This window comes from Mesorhizobium sp. WSM4807 (assembly GCF_055811615.1).
The window spans coordinates 124,732-137,112 of record NZ_JBVVQY010000014.1 but is presented as its reverse complement, the minus strand read 5'-3'; the positions used below and the strand labels follow the sequence as shown (position 1 = coordinate 137,112).

Genomic DNA, 12,381 nt, shown 5'->3' with positions numbered 1-12,381 from the left:
GCCGAGAAACTGGAATGCAGAGCGAAGCAGAAGAAGGTCCGCAAACCGGTGCGATGATAACCCTCACCGACGTTGCGCGCGCGGCTGGCGTCGGCGAAAGCACTGCTTCGCGCGTGTTGCGTGGGCATGGTTCCTTCTCAACCAAGACACGCGAGAGTGTACTCACTGCCGCGCGGAGCCTCGGCTATGTGCCAAACCGGATCGCGGGAACCTTGGCCTCCATGGGGTCCAAGCTCGTCGGTGTTGTCATTCCTTCGCTAAGCAATATCGTCTTTCCGGATGTGCTGCGCGGCGCCAATACAGTACTGGTCGGAGCCGGCTTCCAACCTGTCGTCGCAGTGACAGACTACGATCCGGAGCGAGAGGAGAGCGTCATCGAGTCACTCCTCAGCTGGCGTCCAGCCGGGATGATGGTAGCGGGGCTCGAGCATACCGAGCGCACCGGCGCCATGCTGCGGAACGCCCGCATCAGAGTGGCCGAATTGCTCGATACCGATGGCGAGGGCATCGACATCGTCGTGGGCTTTTCCAACCGCAAGGCGGGCCGGGTGAGCGCTCGGCATTTGATATCGCGTGGCTATCGCTGCATCGGTTACGTTGGCCACGACCTCAGCCTGGACCTTCGCGCGGCCAAGCGCTTCGCAGCATTTCGCGCGGCCTTGGGCGAAGCCGGGCTCAGCGTCATCGGAGAAGAAATCATTCCTGCCGCATCCTCGATCGAAGCCGGGCGCGACGGGCTGGCTCGATTGCTGGAGCGTTGTCCCGATCTGGATGCGGTTTATTTCTCCAACGACGACATGGCGATCGGCGGCTATTTCCACTGTCTCGCCCACGGCATCACCATACCGGACCGGCTGGCGATCTTCGGCTACAACGGTCTCGATGTAGCCAGGAGTGCGCCGCAGCCACTTTCGACCATCCTGACGCCGCGCGTGACCGTCGGTGAGATCGGAGCACGGCTCGTCTGCTCCGACGGACCATCCGCAGTGGTCGATATCGGGTTCGAGCTGATTGAAGGAGCGACGACGTGACTGAAACCAAGCTGAGGGACGATATCTGCCGCTTCGGACGTTCGTTGTTCGAGCGCGGGCTGACGCCGGGATCATCAGGCAATATCAGCCTGCGGCTCGATGATGGCGGCTGGCTGGTCACACCCACCAATGCCTCGCTGGGATTCCTGGATCCTGGCCGAATTTCACGCCTTGATGCGCAAGGCCGGCTGACCTCTGGCGATGCGCCGACCAAGGAAATTCCGTTGCATACTGCGCTCTATCAGACGAGGGCAGAGGCGCGCGCCATCGTGCATCTGCACTCAACCCACGCAGTTGCCCTTTCCATGCTGCCGGAAATCGATCCTAAGGCGGTGCTGCCGCCGATGACGCCCTACTATCTGATGCGCGCCGGACAAACCGCGCTGGTGTCCTACCATCGGCCAGGCGACCCGGCGGTTGTCGCTGCGATCAAGGGCCTTGCCGGACGCTACTCCTCAGTGCTGCTGGCAAATCACGGTCCCGTGGTCGCGGGCGAAACGCTCGAGGCCGCAGTATTCGCTACCGAGGAGCTGGAAGAAACCGCAAGGCTCTATCTGCTCTTACGCGGCCTCAACCCCCGCTACCTGTCGCCGGAACAGGTCGCCGATTTGGTGCGGGTTTTCGGGATATCCTTGCCGAAGCAAGACGAGCACCACCATTAGCATACCCTCAGCGCGTGCGTGATGTTATCTCACGGTATGAGAGTAGTGCGTAGATAAAGGTCAATGTCCCGGCAAGTTCGAGACCTTCTTCGATGTTGGCCAGAATGCGATAGCGCAAGGATTCCATACCTTCCGCCTCTGCAACGCTGCCGCCGACCATTTCAAACCCGACCGCTCCGCCAAGAAACAGCGCCGCCGAAACCGCCAACAGCACGGCGAGCGATGTCGGGAAAGAGCGGATGAATGGAACAAAGGCAGCTAGCCCCACCAAGCTAAGGATGCCTGCCGGCGCTGCCCATGCAAAATACAGCAGGCCCGTATTGGTTGACCTCGCAGCCAACGCAGCGGATAGCTTCTCATGAAGGCCCGTGAATTCATCGAAAGAAAGAAGCAGGAACAGGAAGCCTAAGAAGTACCAATGCCAAGTGAACCGACTGCTACGGCCCGCCGCATCGTCTCCGCACTGAAATAGAAGACGGCTACAGAAAAAAAGCACCAGCACGGAGACCCAAGTGAACGCGCTCCGTTCCACATCGACATCAAGGAGCCATATTTTTCTCGAAAGGTCCGGCTCCTGTCCAGCGTACAAGCTTAAATCTTGTGCGAAACTTGCACAAAGAATCAGTAGAGATAATACTGTAACTAGGGCGAGTATCGGTCTCCATTCGCTGAACAGAAGCGGGGCTTCCTTTCCCACCCTTGCTATTGTCATATCCCACCCTTGCAATTGTCACAAAAGTGTCACATAAAGATTAGCAACTTGTCAACCATTGGCGTTCCAATGCGCAGCGACGGAAACAAGTTCGAGTCATTACTCGGCGCAGGCTTGCTTGCTCTCCTATTGGCGTTGGCCGGGCTCATCGTTTTCTACGAGGTCGAGGTGGTATTCCCGTTGGGGTGACGCGTTGCCAACGATGGCGCCGACCGCCGTCACGAAGGGCATAAGTGCCCTCTCGGCTCCTCCAGAAGCCGCTTGAACTGCTCGTTGTCCAAGAGCCCGCGCAACGTCCAGATGCAGGCTCTTTCAGTTGAGATCAGCGACTCGATCGAGGCAAACGGACCGTTCCGTGGTGCCTCTTCACCTCGACACGCTTGTTACCGCACGATTTCGCGGTGACCGCCGGGCAGGCGGGTGGCGATGAGCTTGTCGATGCGGCGGCCGTCGAGGTCGACGACCTCGAAGCGCCAGCCCTGCGCATCCACGCTTTCGCCGGTCGCCGGCAGATGGTGCATGTGCGACAGCACGTAGCCGGCGACGGTCTCGTAATCGCGATTCTCGGGCAGGTCGATGCCGAGAACGTCCGCCATTTCGTCGGCCTGCATGTAGCCGGCGAGCAGCCATGAGCCGTCCTCGCGCTTGACAGCGTTTTCCTCATCGCCGGCGTCGAGGTCCGCCCGGAAGACGCCGGTGATGGCTTCCAGTATGTCCGCCGGGGTGACGATGCCTTCGAAATGGCCATATTCGTCATGGACCAGCGCCATCGGCACGTTGGATTCCCTGAGCGTCGAAAGGACATCCAGCGCGTCGGCCTGGTCATGGACAATGGGAGCGGTGCGGACGTGCCGGCGCGGGTCGAGCGCGCGACCGCCAAGCATGGCGGCCAGCACGTCGCGGGTCTGGACCACGCCGATCATGGCGTCGACGCTGCCATCGCCGGCTGGCAGGCGCGAATGCTGGGTCTCAATCAAGAGTTTGCGGATCGCCGTGTCGTCGGACTCCAGGTTGATCCAGTCGACCTCGGTGCGCGGCGTCATCACCGCGCGGACAGCGCGGTCGCCGAGGCGCATGACGCCGGCGATCATGCGCCTCTCGTCGGATTCGATGGTGCCGTGATGCTCGGCCTCGGCGACCAGCATCTTGATCTCCTCGTCCGTGACCTTCTCCTCGCTTTCACCGCGTTGGCCGAGCAGCCACAGCATAGCGCGGCCGGAAATGTCGAGCAGGAACACCAGCGGCGCCGAGACGGTGGCGAGGATGATCATCGCCGGAGCAACCTTGGCGGCGACGCGTTCGGGATCGCGCAGCGCGATCTGCTTGGGCACCAGTTCGCCGATGACGAGCGAGAAGTAGGTGATGAGGGCGACGACGATGCCGACGCCGATCGGGTCGGCAAGGCTTTCGCGGACGCCGGCCGATGCCAGGAACACGGACAGCCGCTCGCCGAGCGTGGCGCCGGAAAAGGCGCCGGATAAAACACCGACCAGGGTGATGCCGATCTGCACCGACGACAGGAATTTGCCGGGATTGGAGCCGAGCGCCAAGGCGCGGCCGGCGCCCTTGACATCGCGGTCGATCATCGCCCTGAGGCGGGCCGGCCGTGACGAGACGATGGCAAGTTCGGACATTGCCAGAAGGCCGTTCACGCAGATGAGGGCGGCCACGATGGCGATTTCAGCATAGAGCATGCGGGGTCAATAGCATTGCGGCGCGGTCTTCGAAAATAGATCGCCATCATTTTTCATGCCGGTTTCATGCAGCATCCCATGGCGGCGACGAAAAATGATGATCAAGGCGTCGACGCGGCGCCGACCTTTGGCGTCAGGCTGCGCGTCACCGGCCAGATGGCGTGCACGACGATGTCTTCGACGAGACACTCCGACAGGACCGTCTCGAGTTCGCTGCTCTGTTTCGACCAGGTGTCGCAGACGTTCAAGCATCTGGAGATAGAACCGTTTCGTCTTGCGCCTACGGCAACTGCAGCAGCACGCCCACCACCGCCTTGCCGTCGGTGAAATAGGGGTCGCCACCGCCATTGCGCCCGGTCTTTGTCGCGCCGATGCCTGCGATTTCGTCGGTCGAGATCAGCATGCCTGCGGCAGACAGGTCGCGGATCAGGAAATCGCGCTCGGCGTCGATGTCGGGAGCGATATGGTGAGTGATCGCGCCGGTGTCGTGGCTGAGGCCAACGCCGCGATCGAAGCTTGCCGACCCCAGCCAGAGCGGCCGGCCATCGTCTCCGGTCGCCTCGGTCTGCCAAAAGCGGACGTGATGACGCCGGTCGGCACTGTCGCCGACCGGCTTCTCGAAGGCCAGATCCTGTGCACGGCCTTCGAATAACAACCGGCTGACCGGCGCGTCGGGATAGGGCCGATCGAACAGCACGCTTTCGCCGATCTCGATGGCGGTCTTCAGCGTGAGGGCGTCGGCCGTGTCCCACCCGGCGACGGCGAAGGCGTGGACCAGCTCTTTTTTGGTGCCGACGAGGCCGACATTGATCGGGTCGCCCGCAATACCCTGCGGCGTGTGCGTCAGCATCGCGAAGCGCTGCGTACGGAAATTGCGGTCCCTCAGGGTCCAGAATTCCGGCGCGGCGAAATAGGCGAGCACGAGATAGCCGGCACAGAACGCCACCAGCCAGATCGTTGCGCGTCGTCGAAGGCTTCGTCGGCTCACGAGACACCACCCAGGCGATACGGCATCACCTTATATGGCGTCATTCTACGCGGCGGCGCAGACCTTGGGCAGTGGGCATGCGCTCGGGTTCAGCGGCAGGCGCGGTAGCCGTTCCTGCGGTTCTTGATGTCGAAATGGAAGTGGTTGCGGTGGTCGTAATTGTAGCCGGGGCCGAGCACAGTGGTGAAATACTGGCAGCCGTCAGCACGCACAGTGTTGAGGAAGCCGCGCGTGCGGAAGGCGAACAGGCCGGGCTTGCGCACGTCGATATCTTTGCCATTGCCGAGCTCGATGCTCATGACGTCCAGGGCGTTGCCCTTGCCGTGCTCCGACAGCACGCCTTCGCCGGCGATCCTGCGGCAGGAATAGCTCGAGCCCTGGCGAATGGTCTTGACGCCGGAGAAATAACGCCAGCGGGCGGAGGGGACCAGTTCATTCCTGGTCCAGCCGGCGAAGGTGGCGGCCATGTCGCAGGTCAGCGTCGCGGCAGGCTTCATTCCGACGCTGCCGATGGCCGAGATCTTGACCGGATAGTCGATGCCGCACTGGCCTTCGCGGATCGGCGCAAGATCGGTGTAGACGACGCCCAGGCGTTTCAGTTCGTTGCGGCAGTCGACCTCGCTGGCCGGCATCTGTTCGGTCGGCGCCATCGGCTCGTCCATGCGCGGATAGGCGGCGGTCATGTATGGGTTGGACGGGACGAGGCGCTGCATCCCCGCGTAGTTCGGAACGGCCGATGTCTGGCTGCCGACATCGACGGCCGGTTCAAGCGAAAGCACGCTGCCGGTGGTGCAGGCCGAGATCGCTGTGATGGCAAGGCCGCCGGCAATCATGCGCGCGCGTCTGGTTTGCCGCACGGCGACGAACGCGGCGCGAATTATCCCGGCCATCGACAAGATCCCTGTCCCCAAGCCTGATCCCGATCAGGCTCTGTCTCATCGTTTGATCATGATCTTTCTCCGAAAACCGGATCCGGCTTTTCGGGATCATGGTCAGACGAGACGGAGATTAACCGCCAAGAGTAAAGGAAAAATCAGCGGCCGCGTTTACGGCTGCGGCCAAATTGCGGCGCGCGGCGGTCTGGGACCATATCACTGGCAGAAGGTGCCGCCGTTGCGGCGCGGTGCGAGATCGAGATGGAGATGTAGCGAATGATCGGCATCGCTGCCCGGGCCGAGCACGGTCTTGAACGGTCCGCAGGCCGCCTTGCGTATTGCGTTCATGAATTTTGCATCCTTTTCCGGCGGCGCCGGGCCGATGTCGATCCTTCTGCCGTCCGAAAGCGTGAAGCTGGCGATGTCGAGCGCGTTGCCGAAGGCATGTTCCGACAGTTTCCCTCCGCCGTGGCGCGACCGGCAGACAAAGGCGGACGCCTGGCCGACCGACTTGAGATTGGCGCCGAGCTCGGCCTTGGCCGCCGGCTGGATGATGTTCGCAGCGAAGCGCGCGGCGGCCTCGGCCATCTGGCAGTTAAGCTCGGCTTCGGGGTTGATATCCAATGACTTGCCCAGCGTCTTCAGCACGATCGGATAGGGGATAGAGCAGCCGATCGCCGCATCGTGCTCGGCCTTGCGTTCCTCGAAGTCGACGCCCATCGACTTCAGCCGCCTGCGGCAGGCAAGTTCCTCGTCCGGCATTTTTTCCTGCGGCACCAAGGCCGAGCGCGGGTCGGCAGGGATTTCTTTCTGCTGCGCTTGCGCCGGCTTCTCCGGTGGTTTCGGGGCGGCGGCCGGCGGTTGCGCCTCGGCGGGCTTTTCGGACGGCGTTGGAGCGATTGCCGGCGGCTCCGGCCGGGCTTCCTGATGCTGGTCCGACTTCTGCTGGTTCAGTTTGTCGGTGGCGGGTTGATCAGGCCCTGGCGCATCCGCAGGGCGCGGCTCGGGGATCGGCACGTCGGCAGGTGCGGCTTCTTGCGCTGATTGCGACTGATTGAGCTCCGGGACGGGCACGGTATCAGGCAATTCCGGAGCCTGGGCCAGGGCCGCTCCTGCCGACAGCATCGCCGCCGCCAAGGGCAGCGCCAATTTGGTCAATCTGGTCAATCCGGCCAATCTGATAAATCCGGCCAATCTGAAGAATAAGAGAGGGGTCAGCGCCGCCATTTGCCGTAAACGGCGGGCGAATGCGGAAGTTGCCTGAACGAGGGTTTTGGCCGATCACGAACGGTAACCGCCGCGTTACGCACCGATCGCTTCCAGCCCTTCCTCCAGCCAGTCGGCCAAGAGCGGCATGCCGAGCAGATATTTCGCCGTGCGCTTGTTGGCGCGCTCGCGCGCGGCCGTCAGCGCGTCCGCCCATTCCGAGGCGTCATAGTCACCGCGTCCGACCCAGGCGAGGGCGACGAGTTCGGCCGCCTCGTCGACATTGAGGTCGTTGATCAGTTCGCGCAGTTCTTCTTCGGTGAGGTCTTCGGAACTTTCCTCGACGAGACCGTCATGATGATGGTTGTCATGCGCCTCGCCATCGAGTTCTACCTCGTGCTCGGCGCCATCGGCATAGTCTTCGTTGACGGCAGCGCTCAACGCCTTCGCCTTGAGGATGAATAGGCGCACCGTGTCGGGACCGATCGAAAGCTCCCATTCCTTTTCAAGGCGCCGCTGCACTGGCCGTCTCCGCATACTCCGTTGCCGTTTGCTGGATGATAGCGAATTTGCAGCGCTCGTCACGTCATGTTCGGCGCTTCTATTTTCCGCTGGCGCGGATCGTTAAAAAAGCTTTCAGTGGCCATGACTTTTTTCCGGGATGAAATGGCTTTTGCCCGGCGTTTATCTTGCATTGTCATGCTTCAAGGAGGGTTCGATGCGCCGACGATTGCTGATCCAGGTTCTGGCGGTTGCCGCCCTGCCGCTGTTTGCTGTTCCGGTGTTTTCGGCCGGTGAAGGTGGAGGCGGTGGCGATGGCAGCCAGACGACACAGTGCAAGAAAGGCATGGTCTGGGACAAGAAGCTGAAGAAATGCGTGGCACCCAAGCAAGGCATGCTGGACGACGACAACATCTATGAAGCTGGCCGCGCGCTGGCGATGGCCGGACGTTATGACGAGGCGATCGCCGTACTCAGCCTGGCTGCGGACAAGAAAGACCCTCGCATCCTCAACTATCTCGGCTACTCGCATCGCCATTCCGGACGTGTCACCGTCGGCCTCGGCTATTACGAGGAAGCGCTGCGCATCGATCCTGATTACACGCTGGTACGTGAATATCTCGGCGAGGCGCATCTGCAGATCGGCGATATCGCCGGTGCCCAGGAGCAGCTCCGCGAGATCGAGAAGCGCACCGGCAAGGGATCTCGTGAATACGGCATGCTGTCTGAGCAGATAGACCGTTTCATGAAGAGCTGATTCGAAGCCCAAACGCTCCTGAAACCGGCTGTGAGCAATCGCAGCCGGTTTTTTGTTGCCGCTCGCCCTGCCTGCCGCGCTGCCGTGACGGCATTTCCACAAATGGCGGGCGAATTTTTCAAAACCGATTTTTTGGCGTGAAAAACCCGCGAAGATTGCTATATTGGGGGAAATAGCGGTGACACGGTTCCGTTAGCCCGAGGCTGCCGGACCGTTTTCTTTTTGTACCCATCGACAAGGTCGCTCCCGGAATGCGGGGGCGGCGGCAGGAAAGGTCAGGCATCATGAACAAGGTCCCGATGACAGGCGAGGGGTTCGCGTCATTGAAGGAAGAACTGCGCTGGCGCCAGCAGGTAGAGCGGCCGCGCATCATCGAAGCGATCTCCGAAGCGCGCTCGCATGGCGATCTTTCCGAAAATGCCGAGTACCACTCGGCGAAAGAGGCGCAGAGCCTCAATGAGGGCCGCGTCAACGAGCTCGAGGACTTCATCGCCCGCGCCGAAGTGATCGACATCACCAAGCTCAGCGGCGAAAAGGTCAAGTTCGGCGCGACCGTGGTGCTGGTCGACGAGGACACGGAAGAGAAGAAGACCTACCAGATCGTCGGCGACCAGGAAGCGGACGTGAAGTCCGGCCGCATCTCGATCTCCTCGCCGATCGCGCGGGCGCTGATCGGAAAGGAAGTCGGCGATGCGATCGAGGTCAACGCGCCAGGCGGTGCACGGGGCTATGAGATCGTCCAGGTGCAGTTCATCTGAGGGATTGGTGCTGAACGTCGCTATTCCAATCCAGGAATGGCGCTGCCCCTCATCTGGCTGCCGCCATCTTCTCCCCGTATAGTGACGGGGAGAAGGACGCCGTCACCGACGGTTTCGCCAATTGTCAGCGTTGCAAATAGGCGCCGAGTTCGCGTCCAGCCCCCTTCTCCCCGTCACTATACGGGGAGAAGGTGCCGGCAGGCGGATGAGGGGCGGCGCCGGCCTTTCCATTTGGATTGATTCAATAAATCAACGCCTTCCGGCTGCCAGATCATGCACGTGGCGCTCCAGCAACTTCTCTGCCTCAGCCAACACCTCCTCAGGCGTAATGCGGCCGCCGGGCGCGGCCAGCAGCGTTGACGAGAACGGTCCGCGCGGGCCGGTCAGGCCGGGTTCTGTCGCCAGAAACACGGCGACCGTCGGCAGGCCGAAGGCGCTGGCGAGGTGGGCGAGGCCGGTGTCGGCGCCGATGACCAGCGCCGACCGGCCGATGATCGCGACGATCTCAGAAAGCGGTGATTTCGGCACCAGCACGGTCTGCGGAATGGCCTCGGCGATTGCCTCGGCAACCGCCTTTTCCCTATCATTCGACCAGGTGGTGACCGGCGTCATTCCTCTCTCCACGAGAAGCCGGGCAGTTTCGATCCAGTCGCCGACCGGCCATTTCTTGTCCTCGCGGCTGGTGCCGTGCAGCAGGAAGGCGGTTTTTTCGCCGACAAAGGTCGAACCGCCGGCCGGCGGCACGATGCCGGACTCGAGCCTGGAAAAATCCGGTTCATAGCCGAGCGCCAGCCCGAACAGCCGCCTTGTGCGTTCTATGGCGTGCAGATCACGCGGCACAGCATAGCGGCGGTCGTAGAACAAAGTCGCCGAAGGCTCGCGGGCGCTCGACCGGTCGAAGCCGGCGATCGGCGCCGCAGCCAGTTTTGCCACCAGGGCCGACTTCAGCAATCCTTGCGCGTCGATGACGAGATCGTAGCGGCAATCCCGCAAGGCGCGGCGCAGTGGCGCCGCCTCGCGCCATGTGCTGCGGCCGAGCGGGCTTGTGCGCCAGCGCCGGATCGCCACGGTGTGAATGGTTGCGATCGCCGGATGCAGCGCCACGATGCCGGCAAAAGCCTCTTCCACACACCAGTCGAACGACACATCCGGCCGGTTGCGGCGCGCATCCTCGACGGCCGGAAAGGTGTGGATGACGTCACCCATCGAGGATGTCTTGACGATGAGCACCTTCATGCGGCGGCCGGCATTTCCAGCAGCCGTTCCGCTGCTGCCGCGACCTGTGCCACCTCAAGCGTGTTCAGGCAGTTGAGATGGCCGAGCGGACAGATTTTCCGGTGGCAGGGCGAACAGGACAGGCCGAGCCAGACCAGTTCGCGCTGCTCGGCGAGTGGCGGCGTATTCTGCGGCGAGGTCGAGCCGTAGACGGCTACGATCGGCGTGCCGACCGCGGCGGCAACATGCATCAGCCCACTATCGTTCGACACCGCAAGCCTGGCCGCGGCGATCAGGTCGATGGCGTCCTCCAGCCGCGTCTGGCCGGCGAGGTCGACAACGCCTGGGGCAAGCGTGGCGATTTCCGCCGTCACGTCGGCGTCGTTCTTCGATCCGAACAGCGCGACCTCAAAACCTTTCGCCATCATGTCGAGGGCAAGGCCGGTATAGCGTTCGCTCGGCCAGCGTTTGGCCGGGCCGAATTCGGCGCCGGGCATCAGCGCGACGAATTTTTCCGCCTCCAGCCCGAAGCGACCCAGCAATGCCGCCTGGTTTTTCGTGTCGACAGCGAGCTTGGGAGCACGGAACGTGCCGCCTTGCGCGAGGCCGAAATAGGCCTGCGCCGTGCGCCGTTTCACATTGTCGGGCAAGGGGACGATATCGGTCAGCAGCCCGTAGCGCATTTCCTTGAGATGGCCGACGCGGCGCGGAATGCGGGCAAAGAACGGGACAAGCGCCGATTTCCAGCTTCCAGGCATGACATAGGCGATGTCGTAGTGGCCGCGCAGCAGGCGGCCGAAGCGCCTTCGCATGCGGAATTCCAGCGCGCCGGATTTCAGCGGCAGATCGATCTGCTGGCGTATTTCGGGCATGCGCTTGACCAGTGGCGCCGCCCATGCCGGGGCCAGCACGTCGATCGCGGCGTTCGGGTGAAGCTCTCTCAGTGCCGAGAACAGGCACTGCGCCATCACCATGTCGCCCACCCAGCGTGGGCCGATCACGAGGATCGTTGGGCTTTCAGCCATTCGACATAGTCTCTGACGCCGGTTTCCACTGTGCGAAACTGACCATTGTAACCGGCAGCGCGCAACCGGGACATATCAGCTTGCGTAAAACTCTGGTAGCTGCCCTTGAGATGGTCTGGGAAGTCGATGAACTCGATCTCGCCTTTGCCGAGCGTGCTTATCACCGTTTCGGCGATGGCGCGGAACGGCTGGGCAAGGCCGGTGCCGCAGTTGAAGATGCCGCTTGAGCCCCGTTTCCACAACCACAGGTTGACGTCGGCAACGTCGCCGACATGGATGAAATCGCGGCTCTGCTCGCCGGGTCCAAAACCGTCATAGGCGCCGAACAGTTTCGGGTTCTGGCCTTGCTCGACTTGGTTGAACAGGTGGAAGGCGACCGAGGCCATGGTGCCCTTGTGCGCCTCGCGTGGCCCATAGACGTTGAAATAGCGCAGGCCCGCCACCGGCGAATGGTCGGTATCGAAGACGGTGCGGCGGACGTAGTCGTCGAACAGCTTCTTTGAATAGGCATAGACATTGAGCGGGCGTTCGCATTCCGGCTCCTCGCGAAACTCGGCTCCGCCGCCATAGACCGAGGCTGAGGAGGCATAGAGGAAAGGCACCCGCAGCGCCAGGCAGGCATGCAGCAGCCGCTTCGAATAAGCGTAGTTCACCTCCATCATGAACTTGCCGTTCCATTCGGTGGTGGTCGAGCAGGCGCCCTGGTGGAAGACGGCCTCGATGCGGCCGAGGTCTCCGGCCTCCATCCGCGGCAGGAAATCGTCCTTGTCGAGATAATCGGCGATCTGCAGGTCGGCGAGATTGGCGATCTTGTGGCCGTCGGTCAGGTCGTCGACGACGAGGATGTCGCTGATCCCTTCGGCGTTAAGGGCGGCGACGATGTTGGAGCCGATCATGCCGGCGCCGCCCGTGACGATGATCATGAAAGCCTCTGGTATCTTGTGCCGATTCCGGCCC

At 62.3% G+C, this 12,381-nt stretch carries 14 protein-coding genes; 4 read left to right on the top strand and 10 right to left on the bottom strand.

The window, feature by feature from the left end; translation table 11 throughout:
* Window positions 1-14 precede the first annotated feature (14 nt).
* Entirely contained in the window at window positions 15-1,031 is a 1,017-nt protein-coding gene (locus tag AC0L3N_RS19660) for a LacI family DNA-binding transcriptional regulator (protein ID WP_123148409.1), read from the top strand.
* Window positions 1,028-1,693, top strand: coding sequence for a 3-oxo-tetronate 4-phosphate decarboxylase (gene otnC, locus AC0L3N_RS19655; protein ID WP_473549131.1), 666 nt, complete (start codon window positions 1,028-1,030; stop codon window positions 1,691-1,693). Before AC0L3N_RS19660 ends, otnC begins: the two co-directional genes overlap by 4 nt.
* 7 nt (window positions 1,694-1,700) lie before the next feature.
* Here the strand turns inward: otnC and AC0L3N_RS19650 are convergent, their stop codons facing one another.
* From AC0L3N_RS19650 to AC0L3N_RS19620, 7 genes are all read right to left on the bottom strand, one after another.
* Complete coding sequence (locus AC0L3N_RS19650) at window positions 1,701-2,282, bottom strand: hypothetical protein (RefSeq protein WP_473549130.1); 582 nt, start codon at window positions 2,280-2,282, stop codon at window positions 1,701-1,703.
* Between the two features lie 506 nt (window positions 2,283-2,788).
* A complete protein-coding gene (locus AC0L3N_RS19645) occupies window positions 2,789-4,099 on the bottom strand; it encodes a hemolysin family protein (RefSeq protein WP_473549129.1) in 1,311 nt (436 codons plus the stop codon).
* 101 nt (window positions 4,100-4,200) lie between these two features.
* A complete protein-coding gene (locus tag AC0L3N_RS19640) occupies window positions 4,201-4,347 on the bottom strand; it encodes a hypothetical protein (protein WP_244602819.1) in 147 nt (48 codons plus the stop codon).
* A gap of 32 nt (window positions 4,348-4,379) precedes the next feature.
* Window positions 4,380-5,087, bottom strand: coding sequence for an LssY C-terminal domain-containing protein (locus AC0L3N_RS19635; RefSeq protein ID WP_123148405.1), 708 nt, complete (start codon window positions 5,085-5,087; stop codon window positions 4,380-4,382).
* An 89-nt stretch (window positions 5,088-5,176) separates the two neighbouring features.
* On the bottom strand, window positions 5,177-5,977 hold the full coding sequence (locus AC0L3N_RS19630; RefSeq protein ID WP_473489034.1) for an extensin-like domain-containing protein: 801 nt from the start codon (window positions 5,975-5,977) through the stop codon (window positions 5,177-5,179).
* Between the two features lie 201 nt (window positions 5,978-6,178).
* Window positions 6,179-7,189, bottom strand: coding sequence for an extensin-like domain-containing protein (locus AC0L3N_RS19625; RefSeq protein ID WP_473549128.1), 1,011 nt, complete (start codon window positions 7,187-7,189; stop codon window positions 6,179-6,181).
* Window positions 7,190-7,264: 75 nt separating this feature from the next.
* Complete coding sequence (locus AC0L3N_RS19620) at window positions 7,265-7,690, bottom strand: DUF3775 domain-containing protein (protein WP_095491539.1); 426 nt, start codon at window positions 7,688-7,690, stop codon at window positions 7,265-7,267.
* Window positions 7,691-7,886: 196 nt separating this feature from the next.
* On the opposite strand from AC0L3N_RS19620, the gene AC0L3N_RS19615 reads away from it, so the two are divergent.
* Together AC0L3N_RS19615 and greA are read left to right on the top strand one after the other, a co-directional pair.
* Complete coding sequence (locus AC0L3N_RS19615; RefSeq protein ID WP_123148548.1) at window positions 7,887-8,426, top strand: tetratricopeptide repeat protein; 540 nt, start codon at window positions 7,887-7,889, stop codon at window positions 8,424-8,426.
* A 284-nt stretch (window positions 8,427-8,710) separates the two neighbouring features.
* Window positions 8,711-9,184, top strand: coding sequence for a transcription elongation factor GreA (greA, locus tag AC0L3N_RS19610; RefSeq protein WP_123148547.1), 474 nt, complete (start codon window positions 8,711-8,713; stop codon window positions 9,182-9,184).
* A gap of 249 nt (window positions 9,185-9,433) precedes the next feature.
* Here greA and waaC read toward each other — a convergent pair whose 3' ends face one another.
* The 3 genes from waaC to rfaD are packed head-to-tail and all read right to left on the bottom strand — an operon-like array spanning window position 9,434 to window position 12,347.
* Window positions 9,434-10,420 carry a lipopolysaccharide heptosyltransferase I gene (gene waaC, locus AC0L3N_RS19605; protein WP_473549127.1) on the bottom strand — a complete coding sequence of 329 codons (987 nt, stop codon included), beginning with the start codon at window positions 10,418-10,420 and terminating at the stop codon, window positions 9,434-9,436.
* Window positions 10,417-11,424: a lipopolysaccharide heptosyltransferase II gene (gene waaF / locus AC0L3N_RS19600; RefSeq protein ID WP_473549126.1), complete on the bottom strand. Its 1,008-nt coding sequence runs from the start codon at window positions 11,422-11,424 to the stop codon at window positions 10,417-10,419. The genes waaC and waaF overlap by 4 nt, the downstream gene beginning before the upstream one ends.
* A complete protein-coding gene (rfaD, locus tag AC0L3N_RS19595; RefSeq protein ID WP_473549125.1) occupies window positions 11,397-12,347 on the bottom strand; it encodes an ADP-glyceromanno-heptose 6-epimerase in 951 nt (316 codons plus the stop codon). The genes waaF and rfaD overlap by 28 nt, the downstream gene beginning before the upstream one ends.
* Window positions 12,348-12,381: the final 34 nt, after the last annotated feature.